The organism is Micromonospora sp. NPDC005257 (assembly GCF_042872445.1).
In the GTDB taxonomy this organism is placed as follows: Bacteria; Actinomycetota; Actinomycetes; order Mycobacteriales; family Micromonosporaceae; genus Micromonospora.
Genome location: NZ_JBIAKL010000015.1, coordinates 111,942 through 126,542, shown reverse-complemented (window position 1 = coordinate 126,542; position 14,601 = coordinate 111,942). Strand labels below are relative to the sequence as shown.

At 73.6% G+C, this 14,601-nt stretch carries 13 protein-coding genes and 1 pseudogene; 5 read left to right on the top strand and 9 right to left on the bottom strand.

Going from position 1 to position 14,601, the window contains the following annotated elements:
• A pseudogene (locus ACFYO8_RS26810) lies at positions 1 to 345 on the top strand (type I glutamate--ammonia ligase); the annotation flags it as partial.
• A 141-nt stretch (positions 346 to 486) separates the two neighbouring features.
• Positions 487 to 1,623 (top strand): glutamate--cysteine ligase, encoded by a 1,137-nt coding sequence (locus tag ACFYO8_RS26805; protein WP_354873094.1) that lies wholly within the window; start codon positions 487 to 489, stop codon positions 1,621 to 1,623.
• Positions 1,624 to 1,657: 34 nt separating this feature from the next.
• On the opposite strand, the gene ACFYO8_RS26800 is transcribed toward ACFYO8_RS26805, so the two are convergent.
• Positions 1,658 to 2,485, bottom strand: a complete 828-nt coding sequence (locus ACFYO8_RS26800) for a PIG-L family deacetylase (protein ID WP_354873092.1) — start codon at positions 2,483 to 2,485, stop codon at positions 1,658 to 1,660.
• A gap of 73 nt (positions 2,486 to 2,558) precedes the next feature.
• Between ACFYO8_RS26800 and ACFYO8_RS26795 the strand changes: the two genes are divergently transcribed.
• Complete coding sequence (locus ACFYO8_RS26795; protein WP_354873090.1) at positions 2,559 to 3,272, top strand: hypothetical protein; 714 nt, start codon at positions 2,559 to 2,561, stop codon at positions 3,270 to 3,272.
• A 57-nt stretch (positions 3,273 to 3,329) separates the two neighbouring features.
• Here the strand turns inward: ACFYO8_RS26795 and ACFYO8_RS26790 are convergent, their stop codons facing one another.
• The 5 genes from ACFYO8_RS26790 to ACFYO8_RS26770 form a co-directional block, all read right to left on the bottom strand.
• The gene (locus tag ACFYO8_RS26790) at positions 3,330 to 6,146 is read right to left on the bottom strand and encodes a glycoside hydrolase N-terminal domain-containing protein (RefSeq protein WP_355096114.1); all 2,817 of its coding nucleotides are present in this window, start codon (positions 6,144 to 6,146) and stop codon (positions 3,330 to 3,332) included.
• 153 nt (positions 6,147 to 6,299) lie between these two features.
• The gene (locus tag ACFYO8_RS26785; protein ID WP_387188578.1) at positions 6,300 to 7,316 is read right to left on the bottom strand and encodes a nitroreductase; all 1,017 of its coding nucleotides are present in this window, start codon (positions 7,314 to 7,316) and stop codon (positions 6,300 to 6,302) included.
• A 2-nt stretch (positions 7,317 to 7,318) separates the two neighbouring features.
• Positions 7,319 to 8,401, bottom strand: coding sequence for a hypothetical protein (locus ACFYO8_RS26780; protein WP_355096188.1), 1,083 nt, complete (start codon positions 8,399 to 8,401; stop codon positions 7,319 to 7,321).
• Positions 8,398 to 8,838, bottom strand: coding sequence for a DUF4188 domain-containing protein (locus ACFYO8_RS26775; protein ID WP_354873083.1), 441 nt, complete (start codon positions 8,836 to 8,838; stop codon positions 8,398 to 8,400). Before ACFYO8_RS26775 ends, ACFYO8_RS26780 begins: the two co-directional genes overlap by 4 nt.
• A gap of 3 nt (positions 8,839 to 8,841) precedes the next feature.
• Positions 8,842 to 10,404 carry a phenylacetate--CoA ligase family protein gene (locus tag ACFYO8_RS26770; protein ID WP_355096186.1) on the bottom strand — a complete coding sequence of 521 codons (1,563 nt, stop codon included), beginning with the start codon at positions 10,402 to 10,404 and terminating at the stop codon, positions 8,842 to 8,844.
• A 161-nt stretch (positions 10,405 to 10,565) separates the two neighbouring features.
• Here ACFYO8_RS26770 and ACFYO8_RS26765 point away from each other — a divergent pair, with 161 nt between their 5' ends.
• The gene (locus ACFYO8_RS26765) at positions 10,566 to 10,976 is read left to right on the top strand and encodes a hypothetical protein (RefSeq protein ID WP_354873080.1); all 411 of its coding nucleotides are present in this window, start codon (positions 10,566 to 10,568) and stop codon (positions 10,974 to 10,976) included.
• 7 nt (positions 10,977 to 10,983) lie between these two features.
• Positions 10,984 to 12,027, top strand: coding sequence for a polyprenyl synthetase family protein (locus ACFYO8_RS26760; protein ID WP_354873078.1), 1,044 nt, complete (start codon positions 10,984 to 10,986; stop codon positions 12,025 to 12,027).
• Here the strand turns inward: ACFYO8_RS26760 and ACFYO8_RS26755 are convergent.
• From ACFYO8_RS26755 to ACFYO8_RS26745, 3 genes are read right to left on the bottom strand one after another with little or no spacing between them, the layout of a single operon-like run.
• A complete protein-coding gene (locus ACFYO8_RS26755; RefSeq protein WP_354873076.1) occupies positions 12,024 to 12,995 on the bottom strand; it encodes an acetylxylan esterase in 972 nt (323 codons plus the stop codon). The genes ACFYO8_RS26760 and ACFYO8_RS26755 overlap by 4 nt on opposite strands.
• The gene (locus tag ACFYO8_RS26750) at positions 12,986 to 13,675 is read right to left on the bottom strand and encodes an N-acetylmannosamine-6-phosphate 2-epimerase (protein WP_354873074.1); all 690 of its coding nucleotides are present in this window, start codon (positions 13,673 to 13,675) and stop codon (positions 12,986 to 12,988) included. The genes ACFYO8_RS26755 and ACFYO8_RS26750 overlap by 10 nt, the downstream gene beginning before the upstream one ends.
• Positions 13,672 to 14,601: an ROK family protein gene (locus ACFYO8_RS26745; RefSeq protein WP_354873072.1), complete on the bottom strand. Its 930-nt coding sequence runs from the start codon at positions 14,599 to 14,601 to the stop codon at positions 13,672 to 13,674. Before ACFYO8_RS26745 ends, ACFYO8_RS26750 begins: the two co-directional genes overlap by 4 nt.

Below are 14,601 nucleotides of genomic sequence, written 5' to 3'. Positions count from 1 at the left end.
GTCGAGTTCCGGGTGCCGGACCCGTCCAGCAACCCGTACCTGGCCTTCTCGGCCATGATGATGGCCGGTCTGGACGGCATCAAGAACAAGATCGAGCCGCCGGCACCGATCGACAAGGACCTCTACGACCTCCCGCCGGAGGAGTGGGGCGACGTCAAGCAGGTGCCCGGTTCCCTCACCGAGGCGCTGGCGGCGCTGGAGACCGACCACGACTACCTGCTCGACGGCGGGGTCTTCACCGACGACCTGATCTCCACCTGGATCGCGTGGAAGAACGCGAACGAGGTCGACCCGGTGCGCCTGCGCCCGACCCCGCACGAGTTCGCGATGTACTTCGACTGCTGATCCGCACCGCCACCGCCCCCGCCACCCGTGGGGGCGGTGGTCGGCGGAAACGGCCTCGGGCCGGCCCCCGCCCTCGTACCGTCGGGACATGAGCCCGCCTCACGACGACCCGCCGACCGGTCCGTGCCGGTGGAGCCGTCGGTGAGGCCGCGGCCCACCACCACCGCCATCCCCGAGATCCCCGCCGTTCTGACCCTCGGGGTGGAGGAGGAGTTCCTGCTGCTGGACCCGGTCACCGGCGAGAGCATGCCGGTCGCCGACCGGGTACGCGGCGCGCTCTCCGGCACCGCCCGCGAGCAGAGCCGGCAGGAGTTCCGGCACAGCATGGTGGAGATGGTGACGCCGGTCAGCCCGGACCTCGGGGAGCTGCGGGAGCACCTGGTCACGTTGCGCCGGGCCGCCGCGAGTGCGGCCCACGCGGCCGGGGCGCGGCTGGTCGCCGTCGGCGCCACACCGGTCTGCGAGGCCCACCGCACCGTGCCCGACGAGCAGCGCTACCACGACATGTCCCGCCGGTTCGGCCCGGTCGCCCACGACCCGGCCGTCTGCGGCTGCCACGTGCACGTCGGCGTGCCCGACCGGGAGCTGGCCGTGCAGGTCTGCAACCACCTGCGCCCGTGGCTGCCGGTGGTGCAGGCGCTCACCACCAACTCGCCGCTGCACGACGGGCGGGACACCGGGCACGCGAGCTGGCGCTCGATGCAGCTGGAACGGTGGCCGAGCATCGGACCCACGCCGCACTTCGACTCCGCCGCCGACTACGACGCCACGGTGGCGGACCTGATCACCGCCGGGATCATGCTCGACGCCGCGATGGTCTACTGGTACGCGCGTCCGTCCGCGTCGTACCCCACGGTGGAGGTCCGGGTCGGCGACGTGTGCCCCACGGTCGACGACACCGTGCTGGTCGCCGGGCTAGTCCGGGCGCTCGTGGCCACCCTGATCGACGACGTCCGCGCGGGCGTGCCCGCCCTCCGCATCCGGGACTGCCTGGTCGCCGCCGCGCACTGGCGGGCCGCCCACGACGGCGTCGACGGCCGGCTCGTCGACCTGCGCACCGGACGGCCCCGGCCCGCCTGGGACCTCGTCGACGACCTGTTCGTCACCGTCACACCCGCGCTCACCCGCCACGGCGACCTGGACCTGGTCCGGAGCGAGCTGGAGCGGGTACGCCGGGACGGCAGCGGCGCCACCCGGCAACGACGGATCATGGCCGAGACCGGCGGGGACGTGGGCGCCGTGCTGGCGCAGCTGGCCGCCCAGACCCTCTCGACGTGAGCCGATGACCGCCCCGGACCGGGCCGACGACCGGTCAGCGCAGCCCGGCGAACAGGTCGTCCTCGGGCGTCGCCGCGCCGGTGGCGTCCCGCACCCGCACGAACGTCTCCATGCCCATCAGCTCGGTGAACCGATCCTGCCCCAGCCGCAGGAAGAAGATGTTCTCCGCCTGGCTGGCGTGCGCGGCCAGCGAGGCGAACTTCTGCCCGCCGTGGGCACTGGTGTCGACCCAGGTGGTGATCTCGTCGTCCGGCAGGCCCAGCGCCGGCATCTCGTCGGTCGCCTCCGGCTCGGGGAACTCCACCCCGATCTCGCGCATGATCGTGCCGAACTGCTGGAACGCGCTGCGCGGCACGGTGGTCCAGTAGACCTTGGCCGGGATGCCGGTCTGCTCGACCGCGGCCATCGTGATCCGGTGCGCCTGGATGTGGTCCGGGTGGCCGTAGAAGCCGTTCTCGTCGTAGGTGACCACGACGTCCGGGCGGTAGCGGCGGATCAGCTCGGCCAGCCGGTCGGCCGCCTCGGCCACCGGCGTGTTCCAGAACGCGCCGGGCGCGTCGTTCGTCGCCCAGCCCATCATCCCGGAGTCGCCGTAGTCGAGCGTCTCCAGGTGGGTCACCTTCAGTGCCTCGCAGCTCGCGGCCAGCTCGGCGCGGCGCATGGCCACCACGGCCCGCGGGTCGTGGGCGTCCTCGCCCGGCTTGACCCCGCCGGGTCCGTCTCCGCAGGCACCGTCGGTGCACGTCACGAGCACAGTGGTGACGCCCTCGGCCGCGTAGCGGGCCAGGACGCCGCCGGTGCTCGTCGCCTCGTCGTCGGGGTGCGCGTGCACCGCCATCAGGGTCAGGGATCGATCGGTCACCCCGTCACCATACGAGCTCCGGCCGACGAACTAGCATTGCCCGGTCCGCAGACGGCGACGGAAGCGAGGCACGATGGGTTGGCTCCAGCGGTTGCTCGGTGGCGGACGGGTCGAACTGGACCCCACACGTCAGCAGGAACTGCTGCGGGACGTGCGGCAGTCCTACGGGGCGCACGCCCGCCTCCGGTTCCCGGAGCAGGCCGACGCGATCACCCGGCTGCTGTCCGATGACGACGGTCTCGTGGTGGCCGCCGGGATCGTCTGCGAGGCCGCCGACCAGGCGCACGCCGACCTCCAGGGGCAGGCGCAGGAGGTGTTCCGGCGTACCGGGCGGCGGCTGCTGGTGCACCGCCGCAACTACCGGCCCCTGTGGAAGGAGGCCGGGCCGGCGCTACGCTGGCCGCTTGGCGCGCTGCCCAGCGGGCTGCACCCGTACGCGCAGGTCACCGCCGCCGTGGCGGTGGTCGGCGGACGGGCCGACCGGCTGGAGCGGGTGACCGACCCGCAGCCGTTCGTGACGCGCCTGTTCGAGGTGCTCGACCTGACCACCGCCGGCTGGGAGTTCGGCCGGGTGCGTGTGGACACCGACGGCGCGACGCTCGTGGATCGGTTGATGGGCACCGGCGCGCGGGTGCTCGCGACGATGGACGACCCGCCCCGGCTGCCGCCGGCGGTACGGGAGATGATGCGCCGCAACCACCGCATCGCCGTGTACGACCCGGCCGGTCCCCGCGTGGTCGGCGAGCTGAACCTGGGTGCGCGGCTGCGCGAGACGCTGCTGGCCTGACCGGATGTGCGACGCGCCCCGCCCCGGCCCGGTGGTCACGGCGGGGCGCGTCGGCGGTCAGGTGGTGCAGGTGAGGTTCGTCGGCGGGTTGTTGGCGCCGTCGGCCGTGCCGATGAAGCCGAACGTGGTGGAGCCGCCGGCCGGCAGTGAGCCGTTGTAGTCGACGTTGCGCACCGTCACGTTCGCGCCGTTCTGGGTGTGCGTGCCGCTCCAGATCTGGTTGACGACCTGGCCGTTCGGGAACGTCCAGGACACCGTCCAGCTGCGGATCGCGGTGGCACCGGCGGTCACCGTGACCTCGGCCTGGAAGCCGCCGGACCAGGAGCCGGTGATCGCGTACGTGGCACGCGCGCCGGACGGCGCCGGGGAGCTGGTGGTGGGCGTCGGGGTGGGTGTCGGGGTCGGCGTCGTATCCGATGTGGGTGTGACGGTCGGTGTCGGTGACGGGGTCGCGCCGGGGCGGGCCGCGCGGTAGGTGTGGCCGGCGCGGACGGTGAGCGCGACGACGTCGGACTCCGGGCGGGTGGTGGCCGGTGTGCTGCCGTCGGTGACGTCGGCGAGGGTGAAGCTCCCGGTGAACAGCCGGGACCGCAGTCGCAGCGTGCCGTCGCGGTCCGCGCGGACGCTGATCTCGTCGGTCTGGCCGCCCGTCCAGGCCAGCGCCACCGTGTAGCCGCCCCGGCCGCGCAGGCCCGCGACCCGCCCGGCGGCCCAGGCGCTCGGCAGCGCGGGCAGCAGGTGCAGCTCGCCGGTGTGGCTGTGCAGCAGCATCTCGGCGATGCCCGAGGTGGCGCCGAAGTTGCCGTCGATCTGGAACGGCGGGTGCAGGTCGAACATGTTCGGCGCGAGCCGGTCGGTGCGTACCAGGTCGCGCAGGAGCTTGTGGGCGCGGGCGCCGTCCTCCAGCCGGGCCCAGAAATTGATCTTCCAGGCGAGGGACCAGCCGGTCCCGTCGTCGCCGCGCAGCTCCAGCGTCTTGCGGGCGGCCTCGTACAGCGCCGGTGTGCCCCGCTTGGTGATCTGGGTGCTGGGATGCAGCCCGTAGAGGTGGGAGACGTGCCGGTGGTTGCGCTCGGTCTCGACCCAGTCGGCCAGCCACTCCTGCACGTTCCCCCGGGAGCCGACGCGGCTCGGCGGCAGCCGGTCCCTGGCCGTACGCGCCTGGGACCGGAAGGTGGTGTCGACGCCGAGCACCTCGCTGGCCCGCGCCGCGGCGTCGAACAGGTCGCGCAGGATCTGGTTGTCCATCGTGGGGCCGGCGCAGACGCTGGCGTTCGCGTGGTGCGGCAGCTCCGGCGAGTTCGACGGGTTCGTCACCAGGTAGCCGAGCGTCGGGTGGGCGACCAGGGTGTCGAGGAAGAACTGGGCGGCGCCCTTGAGGGCCGGATAGTTGGCCTGCAGGAAACCGAGGTCGCCGGTGAACAGGTAGTGGTCCCAGATGAGCGTGCTCAGCCAGGCCCCGCCGGTCTGCCACATGCCCCAGAGCGCGCCGTCCACGACCGACGCGCCTCGCCAGGCGTCGGTGTTGTGGTGGGTGACCCAGCCACCGGCGCCGTACTGCGCCTGGGCGACCCGCGCGCCGGTCACCGTGAGGTCCTTGACCATGTCGAAGACCGGCAGGAAACACTCGGACAGGTTCGTGGTGTCGGCCGGCCAGTAGTTCATCGGCAGGTTGGCGTTGATCGTGTACTTCGAGTCCCAGGACGGCGTCAGCGAGTCGTTCCAGATGCCCTGGAGGTTCGCCGGCTGGGTGCCCGGCCGCGACGAGGAGATCAGCAGGTACCGCCCGAACTGGAACAGCAGCGCGGCGAACTGCGGGTCGTCGGTGCTCGCGTGCTGCGCGATCCGTACGTCGGTCGGCTGGTCGGCGGCGGCCGTGCGGCCGAGGTCGATGGTGACCCGGTTGAACAGCGCCTGGTAGTCGGCGCGGTGGCGGGCGCGGAGCTGGTCGACGTCGACGCTCTTGGCCGCGTTCAGCCGGTTGCGCGCGATGCCCTGGTAGTCGCCGTTGACGGTGCGGTAGTTGACGTAGCTGGACCCGATCGAGACCAGCACCGTCACGCTGGTGGCGCCGGAGACCCGCAGCGTGCCGCCGGAGCTGCTGACAGTGCCCCCGGTGACGGCGGCGTTGGCCAGGGCGAGGAAGCGCACCGATCCGTTCACCCCCTCCATCGAGCCGGAGATGCCGTCGAGGGCGATGGTCGCGCCGTCCGGGCTGGACACCGAGGTCCGCTGCGGGCTGCCGAAGGTGGCGGAGAACGTGATCGAGTTCGCCCGGTCGGCGGTCAGCCGGAGCACGATCACCTGGTCGGGCGCGCTGGCGAACACCTCCCGCTGATACCGGAGGCCGTTCAGCAGGTACGTGGTGGTCACGGTGGCGGTGGTGAGGTCGAGCGTCCGGTTGTACTGCGTCGCGCTCGCCGAGCCGAAGGCGAGCCGGAGGTCGCCGACGGTCTGGTAGGCGAGCTGGCCGCCGGGACTGCCCATCATGGTCTGGTTGATCAGATCCTGGGCCGAGGTCCACTGGTCGGCGAAGACGCGGCGCCGGATCTCGGCCAGGTTGGCCGCGCCCCGGGCGTTCGCCGAGTCGTACGGGCCGCCGGCCCAAACGGTGTCCTCGTTGAGCTGGAGCCGTTCGGTGTCGACATTGCCGAACACCATCGCGCCGAGCCGCCCGTTGCCGATCGGCAGGGCGCGCAGCCAGTCGGTGCCGGCCGGTTCGTCGTACCAGAGCGCCAGGTCGTTCGCGGCCAGCACCTGTGGTGGCGCCGCCGAGCCGGCGCGCGCGGCGGCGCTCCAGGCGACCGGCACCAGTGCGGCGCCGACCCCGGCCGCACCGGCCTTGATGACGTTTCGTCGTGTCACTTCGGACATGGTTTCTCCCAACCGCGCAGATCAGAGGCGGGCCCGGGTGCGCGACGCTGGCCTGTTATCGCTAACAGACCGCGTCCCACACCCGGACGCCGCATTCCTGCCACTACGCGCCCAGGGCTCCCGGCCGGGCGACACATCAGCCCACATGGACTCTCATGGATGAAGCGACACCGCGTCAAGGGGTGTTATCGCTAACAGCGCCGATCCGTGGCGCACTCGCCGGGCCGAGCGGGGCGCGGGAGCGGCCGGCCGGCCCACCCGGGCCACGTGCACGATCCGCTCCGGCGCCACGTCCAGCAGCGCCCCGAGCGCCTCACGGGTGGCGGCCACGTCGACGAGCTGACTGAGCGGGTGCGCGGCCAGCCCGGCGGTGTGCAGCGTCAGCCACACGCGCATCAGCGCGCGTCCGAACTCGACCTGCCCGGCCGCGTCCAGACCGGGCGGCGCGACGAGCGCCAGCACCCCGCCGCCCTGCGCCAGCGGATCACCGCCCGCGGCGGCGAGCAGCCGGGGCAGCCCCAGCGGGCGCAACGCCGGGTACGCCGCGAGCGCCGCCCGCAGCCCGGTGGCCGCCGCCCGGCCCAGGCCGAGGCAGCGGTCGCTGAGCCCGTCCGCCCGGTAGCGCGGGGCCGCGCGGTCCAGGCGCAGCCAGCGGCGCAGCTCCGCGACCACCGCCGGGTCGGCGTACACCTCGTGGTCGGCCGCGCGCAGCAGCGCGCGCAGCCGCTCCGCCGCCGGCACGACGCGGACCGCGCCGCCGGCCCGCGCGGCGACCGCGTCCACCGCCGCGACCACGTCGGCGTCCGGCCCGCCGGTGAACCGGCCCCGGTGGGTACGCCGGTCCCACACGTCGGCGGCGCGGAACGGCGTCCGGTACGGCTGCCGCCCCGGCCGCAGCCGCCCCACCCGCCGGTCCGACTCGTCGTGGTCGGCGGCCCACTCCAGTCGCAGTCCCGCATCGGCGGCGACGATGAGGCAGGTTTCCACGAACGCGCCCAGCGACAGCCGCAGGTCCCGGCCGGCCGGGTCGCCGGCGGGCAGCGCGTCGGCCGGGTCCCAGCCGACGGTGATCGCCCAGTGCTCATAGCGCAGCCGCCACGGCTGGGTGTTGTGGGCGCTCGGCGCCCGCCAGCACAGCGGCTCCAGCGCGCGGAACGCGGCGAGGTCCATGGTCACCGCTCCTTGGCGTAGAACGTGTAGCCGTGCAGGGGGCGTCCGCCGAGGCGCCGGTACTGGGCGGCCGACGCCGGGTTGTCCCGCCCGACGTACGTGCTGCGCAGCGCCGTGTAGCCACCGGCGTGCAGGTTGCGGTGCAGGTGCTCGGACAGCATCCGCTGGTAGCCGCGCCCCTGGAACTCCGGCACCACGCCCTTGACGATCAGCACCGCCTCCCGCCGGTGGCGGCGCCGTGTGGCGAGCAGCCGGAGTTGGTTGACCGGGTGCAGGTCGCCGCGGACCGCTACCAGGAAGTCGCTGATGTCCGGCACGCAGAGCACGAACGCCACCGGCCGCCCGTCACGGGTCAGGTAGAGCAGCAGCGACTCGTCCAGCAGGTACGCCAGCCCGTCGGTCTGCCGCCGCAACTGGTCCGCCGAGATCGGCGTGTAGTAGCCGAGCTGGGCGAAGGAGTCGTTGAGCATCCCGCGCAGCAGGTCGAGCTGCTCGTCGAGCCGCCGGGTGCTCCCCCGGTGCAGGTCCAGCCGCGCGCCGTCCGGCTGCGCGCCGAGCGTGGGGGCCGGTCCGGCCGGCGGCGGCACCGGGCAGATCCAGGTGTCGGAGACGAACCGCCCGGTGAACCCGTACGCCTCGTACGCGTCCGGATAGTGCGGCGGGTTCCAGGCGCTGTCCACGAAACCCCGGTCGGCGTACCCGGAGGTGATCACGCCGCCGGCCTGGTTGGGCAGCAGCGTCACCGGCCCGAACAGCAGGTCCCGGCCCGGTGTGGCGTGCGCGGTGATCGCGTCGAACAGCGGCCGGGCGGCGGGCGCGGTGAACTCGGTGAGCCCGAACAGCTGGCATTTCCGGCCGAGCTTGGCGTCGAAGCCGGCGTCGGTGTGCAGCGTGGTCCGCCCGGCCACGGCGCCGGTGGCGTCGCGCAGCACGTACATCGGCACGCCGTCGCGCCACCACCGGCGGATCTGCTGCCGGGGCGTCGGCACGTAGCGGGGCTCGTCCGCGTACAGCCGGTCGGTGAGGGCGAGGAAGTCGCGCAGGCCACGCCGGCCGGTGACGCGCTCGAACCGGTGGCCGGTCACCGGCGCACCGCCGGACCGGTCGTCTCCTCGCCCAGCGGCGTGAACCGTTCGATGTGGCCCATCGCGCCGTCCTCGGCCCGCCACACGCCGTTGGAATAGCCGTCCGGGGACGCGGTGTAGAGCCGGATGAACCCGGCGGTGGCGTTACGGGTGCCGTCGGTCAGCCACATCATCAGCTCGCGGTGGTTGCGGGTCCGGGCGAAGCGCAGCAACGCCTCCCGGTCGGTGAAGAACGCGATGGTGCCGAGCGTGAGCGGGAACTGCCAGTAGACGGTGTGCCAGCAGTAGCCGGACATCCGGCGCATGTCCCGCACCATCCGGATCCACCCGGGGGCCAGGCGCAGCAGCACCAGCGGGTTCGCGTACCGGGTGGCGCCGATGAACATGGCGCCGGCGCGGGCCTGCGCCGGGGCGCGGGAGAAGTCACGGGTACGCATCGCTCACCTCACCAGGTAGACGTTCTTGAGTTTCTGCATGTCGGCGAACGGGCCGCCGTCCGGTTCGTGCAGCTCCACGCGCAGGTCACCGGCGGTCGGGTCCTCCACCAGGGACTGCGCGAAGTCCCGCGAGACCGAGGTCAGGTGCGCGCGTATCCCGTCGCGGCAGGCGTCGGCGAGCGCCGCGCGTGCCACGGCGTCCAGCGGGCGGCGCAACTCGACGTGGATCACCGGCCGGGTCTCCAGCGCGGCGTCCTCGTGCAGCGTCAGGCAGAACCTGTTGATCTCGGCGGCGTGCGGGTTGCCGGTGTACAGGCCGTACTCGACGTCCTGCGGGTAGAGGTTCGCGCCCAGGTAGGACACCGTGGAGTCGCTACGGCCGAACAACAGCAGCAGTGGCAGGGTCATCCGCTCCTCGGACACCGCGGTACGGAACTCGGCGCGGCGCACGGGGTCGGCGTGGGCCAGCTCGACGATCCGCTGGTACGGCACGAGCAGCGCCTCGTCGCCGACGTTGTAGCGCAGCCGGGGCTGGAGCACGTGCGGGCTGGTGACCGTGCAGAGCAGTTCCCGCCGCTCGTTGGTCTCCAGGTAGGTGGCGAACGGGTTGTACTGGAAGATCATCGGCAGCCGCTGCTCGCCGTGCCCGAGCAGTTCCGCGCGCAGCCCCCCGTCGGTGCGCAGCCGCCGCCGCAGCCACACCGTGAGCCGGGTCTCCGCGCCGATGCCGATGGTCAGGTCCGACGCCCCGTACGCCGACCGGACCCGCACGAAGCGCTGCTCCAGGTAGTCGCGCAGCGCCTCGGTCATGCCCTCGCCGCCGCAACTGGCGAAGATCCGGTACTTCGACCAGGGGAAGTCCTCGGCGTCGAGCCGGTCCCGCAGATGCTTGAGGAACGGCGGGTACGCGGTCACCAGGTAGTCGTGACCGGGACCGAACTCGCGCAGCGTGTCGACGATCTTCCCGAGGTCCGGGCCGGTGTTCTTCACTGTCGCGATCCGGGCCATCGCCGCGCCGGTCGTGGTGCCGGTCGCCCAGGCGCCCATCGAGTACGCGTTGATCACGAACGGCCGGCGCATCGGGAACGCCAGTCCGCTGTAGCCGGCGATGTCCCGGTGCACCCCCCGCAGTTCCCGCTCGCCGCGCGGCCAGTTGAACGGCCGCCCGGACGAGCCGGCCGACTCGTCCACCACCACGCCGCGCTCCGGCAGCCGCCCGTCCCGGCACCGGGCGGAGGCGTCGTACGCCATGACGTACTCGCGCTTGTCGGTCTCCGGGAAGTCCCGCAGCCGTCGGCGCAGGCCGCCCGGGCGGGCCCGCAGGAACGCCTGGTAGGCGGGCACCCGCCGGGCCGCCCGCACGCAGGTCGACCGCGCGTTCGCGGCGGCCAGGCGGTCGAGGACCGGGTGGTGGCGCCGGGCCATCCAGCGCCAGCCGGCGGGGTGGTGGGCGACGAGCCGGGCCAGCGCGGCGACCGCGCGGCCGGCGGGGGCCAGCGCGGCCTCGGCGGGCAGCGGCGTGTCGACGGTACGTGCAGCGGCGTGTCGGTGCAGCGTCTCGGCCATGACAAGAATCCTGTCGGGGCTGGGACGCCCGCACATGAGCGACGGAACGGTGGTGCGCTGAGTACCCGTACCCAGTGGCGACGCAACCCGGGTCGGACACGCTCAGTCACCATGGCGACACTCGTCTGGCGCGTCGTCGCTGGTCCGATGACACTTCGCCCATGACAGACGGCGAGCGTGAGCGCACAAACGAGCGCTTCGAGAAGGTGGCCGAGGAGACCTCGGAGACCGTGAGCCACGCGGCCACGGTGCTGGAGGAGGAGATCGCGGCGGGGCTGGCCGGCGCCCGGCGGCTCGAGGAGAAGCTGACCGAGAGCCGGCGGGTGGACCCGGAGGCGTTCGACGAACTCGTCGCCCGGGTCCGCACCGACGGGCACGCCCTCATCGACACCGTGGTCGGGCAGCTGAAGATGGCCGACGACCAGCGCGGCGAGGTGGTCCGCCGGTACACCTCGGACGCGCACGACGCGCTGGACACCGTACTCAATCTGGCGCGGCTGGCCCCCGAGGTGGCCAACGGGCTCGCGGACCGGCTGGCGTCGCCGGCCCCGAATCGGCCGACGGACCGGTAGCGGCGCGATGGCGCCGACCGCGGGGGTGGCCGGCGGGCACGTGGAACGGATGCTGGAGCGCTATCGCGGGCTCGCCCTCGGCGCGCTGCTCGACGACGTGCCCGACGGTGGCCCGCGCTACCTCTACGACCTGGTCGCGGAGTATCCGCGCCGGTGGGGCAAGGGGCTGCGCGCCGCGTTGTGCCTGGCGACGTGCCGGGCGTTCGGCGGCGGCGACGCGGTGGGCCTCAACGCCGCGGTGACGGTGGAGCTGTTCCACAACGCCTTCCTCATCCACGACGACATCCAGGATGAGAGCGAACAGCGGCGCGGCGGGCGGACGCTGCACGCCGAGTACGGCGTCGGCGTGGCGCTGAACGTCGGCAACATGACGAACCTGCTGGCGTTGCGGCGGCTGGCCGCGAACCGGGCGGCGCTCGGCTCCGGGATCGCCTGGCGGCTGTTCACCGAGACCGAGCTGATGATGCGCCACTCGCTGGAGGGCCAGGCGATCGAGATCGGCTGGATCCGCGACAACGTGTGCGACCTGGACGCGGACGACTACTACCGGATGTGCCTGAAGAAGACGTCCTGGTACACGTGCATCTACCCGTGCCGCACCGGCATCCTCGTGGCGACCGGCCGGGAGAACGCGGTCGACGTGCTGGACCGCTACGGCTGGTACCTGGGCGCGGCGTTCCAGATCCAGGACGACGCGCTGAACCTCACCGGCGACTACGCCCGGTACGGCAAGGAGATCGCCGGTGACCTGTGGGAGGGCAAACGCACGCTGATCCTGATCGACTTCATGCGGCGCTGCACGCCGGAGGAACGCGAGCGGCTCGTGCGGTTGCTGAGCCGGACCCGGGCGCAGCGCACCGACGCCGAGGTGCGCTGGCTGCACGGGCGGCTGCTCGCGTACGACTGCGTGGAGTCGGCGCGGCGCGGCGCGCGGGATCTCGCGCTGGCCGCCCGCCGCGAGGGTGAGCGGGCGCTGGGCGCCGCCGCCGACACCGAGGACGGCCGTTTCCTGCTGGAGCTGACCGACTACGTGGTGGAACGCGCCAGTTAGGCGCCCAGGATCCCGCGCAGCCAGGTGAGCTGTTCGCGCTGGTGTTCCGCCTCGCCGCACTCGTGGTCGTTGAACTCGTACACCCGCACGTCCTTGGCGCCGCCGTAGCGGTGGTAGGCGGCGAAGCAGGTGGACGGCGGGCAGACCTGGTCGCGCAGGGCGATGGAGAACAGCGCCGGCGCGGTGGCGCGCGGCGCGAGCACCGCGGCGTCCAGATAGGACAACGTGCGGAACACCCGGTCGGCGCGGTCGCGGTGCAGCGCGAGGTACTCGACGACCTCGGCGTACGGGCTGTCCGGGCCGGCGACGCGCACGCCCCGGCGGATGTCGCACAGGAACGGCACGTCCGGCAGGACGGCCACGACGTCCGGGCACAACGCGCCCGCCGCCAGGGCCAGGCCGCCGCCCTGGCTGAACCCGGTCACCGCCACCCGCGCGGGATCGACGGACGGGTGCCGCCGGGCGGCCTCGGCGAAGCGCACCGCGTCGGTGATCAGCCGCCGGTAGTAGTGCTCGGCCGGGTCGTCGACACCCCGGGTGAGGAAGCCGGGCACGGTACCGGCCGGATACGGGTGCGGGTCGGGGGTACCGCCGGTGGCGGCGCTCCACCCCTGCCCCCGGCTGTCCATGATCAGGTGCGCGAAGCCGGCAGCGGCCCAGAACAGCTTCTCGTGCGCCAGGCCGCGGCCCCGGCCGTAGCCGAGGTACTCGACCACGCAGGGCAGCGGACCGTCGGTCCCGGCGGGCAGGTGCAGCCATCCGCGTACCGGCTCGCCGCCGAACCCGGGGATCGTGACGGCGTACGTGCGGATCTGGGTCAGGCCGGTGTCGACCGGCTCGTAGACCGCCGCCTCCGGCTCACCGCCACCGTCGAGCGTGCGCGCCCAGAACGCGTCCAGGTCCGCCGGCACGTCCAGCTCCGGCCGGTACGCGAGACAGCCGGCCAGGTCGAGGTCGGTCAGCGGCACGACGCGGCCTCCTCGACGGCGGCGGCGAACCAGCCGGTGATGGTGCTCGGGTGGGTGATGGCGGTGCCCACCACCACCGTCCACGCGCCCGCCCGCAGCGCCCGCGCGGCCTGCTCCGGGGTGTGGACGCGTCCCTCGGCGACCACCGGCACGTCGACGGCGGCGGCCAGCCGGGCGACCAGGTCCAGGTCCGGCCCGTCGCCCTTCGTGGTGTACGCGGTGTAGCCGGCCAGCGTGGTGCCGACCAGGTCGGCGCCCGCGGCGGCGGCGGTGATGCCCTCGTCCAGCGTGGAGCAGTCGGCCATCACCAGCGCGCCGGTGCGCTCGTGCACGGCGGCGATCGTCTCGGCGAGCGTCCGGCCGTCGGGCCGTGGCCGGGACGTGCCGTCGAGCGCGACGACGTGCGCACCGGCGCCGGCGACGGCGAGCGCGTGCTCCAGCGTCGGGGTGATGAACACGTCGTCGTCACCGTCCTTCCAGAGCCCGATCAGCGGCAGGTCCACTGCCGCGCGGATCGCGGCGATGTCCGCCAGTCCCTGGGCGCGGATGCCCGCGGCGCCGCCGCGGGCGGTGGCGAGCGCGACCCGGCGCATGGTGTCCGGGTCACGCATCGGCTCACCCGGGTACGCCTGGCAGGAGACCACCAGACGGTGACGGAGCTGGTCGACGAGCGCGTTCATGAGACCTTCCAGGCGAGCGAGGCGGCACCGAGCAGCGGCGCGTCCGAGCCGAGGGTGGAGGCGAGGACCGGCACGTCGGCCAGGGCGGGCAGCGTCTCGGCTGGCACCGCCTCGCGCAGCGCCGACCACCACGACTCACCGAGGCCGGTCACGCCGCCGCCGACCACCACGGCGGCGGGGTCGAGCACGTTGACCAGGCCGCCGACCGCGGAACCGACAGCCGTACCACCCAGCCGGACCACCTCCCGGGCGGTCTCGTCGCCGCCCGCGGCGAGCGCGGCGACGGCTCGCAGGTCGGTCACCGGCCGGCCGGTACGCTGGACGTACTCGGCGGTGAGCGCCGGCCCGGCGGCGATCGCCTCCAGGTGTCCGCGCCCGCCGCAGGTGCAGGCGAGCGTTCCGGCGTACGGGGACGGCTGGTGCCCGGCGTGCCCGGCGGCGCTGTGCGCACCGGCGAGCACCGTGTCGCCGAGGACGAACGACGCGCCGACGCCGGTGCCGACGGCGACGTAGAGCACCGTGCCGTACCCGGCCGCGACGCCGTGACGCGCTTCGCCCAGCGCGTGGGCGTGCACGTCGTTGATCACGGTGACCGGCACGCCCAGACGCCGGCTCAGGTCGCCGCGCAGGTCCGTGCCGGCCCACCCGGTCAGCACGTCGGTGGCGGACAGCACCAGGCCGGAGCCGCTGTCGATGACTCCGGCGCTGCCGACGCCGAGCGCCCGTACCGCACCCGGCGCGTCCGCCCGCAGCTTCTCCACCAGGCCGGCGGCGGTGTCGAGCACCGCCGAGGCGCCGCAGCGGCCCGGCGTCGGCGCGGTGCGCCGCCCGACGACCTCTCCGGAGGCGGTGACCAGGGCGGCGGTGGTCTTGGTGCCGCCGATGTCGAGCGCGGCGACCAGACCGGTCGTGCTCACCTCACGCAT

Coding starts and splice junctions, on each gene's coding strand:
- ACFYO8_RS26775 (WP_354873083.1), bottom strand. CDS start 8,838: ATGCGTACCCGTGACTTCTCCCGCGCCCCGGCGCAGGCCCGCGCCGGC.
- ACFYO8_RS26745 (WP_354873072.1), bottom strand. CDS start 14,601: ATGCGTGAGGTGAGCACGACCGGTCTGGTCGCCGCGCTCGACATCGGC.
- ACFYO8_RS26785 (WP_387188578.1), bottom strand. CDS start 7,316: ATGGACCTCGCCGCGTTCCGCGCGCTGGAGCCGCTGTGCTGGCGGGCG.
- ACFYO8_RS26750 (WP_354873074.1), bottom strand. CDS start 13,675: ATGAACGCGCTCGTCGACCAGCTCCGTCACCGTCTGGTGGTCTCCTGC.
- ACFYO8_RS26790 (WP_355096114.1), bottom strand. CDS start 6,146: ATGTCCGAAGTGACACGACGAAACGTCATCAAGGCCGGTGCGGCCGGG.
- ACFYO8_RS26765 (WP_354873080.1), top strand. CDS start 10,566: ATGACAGACGGCGAGCGTGAGCGCACAAACGAGCGCTTCGAGAAGGTG.
- ACFYO8_RS26795 (WP_354873090.1), top strand. CDS start 2,559: ATGGGTTGGCTCCAGCGGTTGCTCGGTGGCGGACGGGTCGAACTGGAC.
- ACFYO8_RS26770 (WP_355096186.1), bottom strand. CDS start 10,404: ATGGCCGAGACGCTGCACCGACACGCCGCTGCACGTACCGTCGACACG.
- ACFYO8_RS26760 (WP_354873078.1), top strand. CDS start 10,984: ATGGCGCCGACCGCGGGGGTGGCCGGCGGGCACGTGGAACGGATGCTG.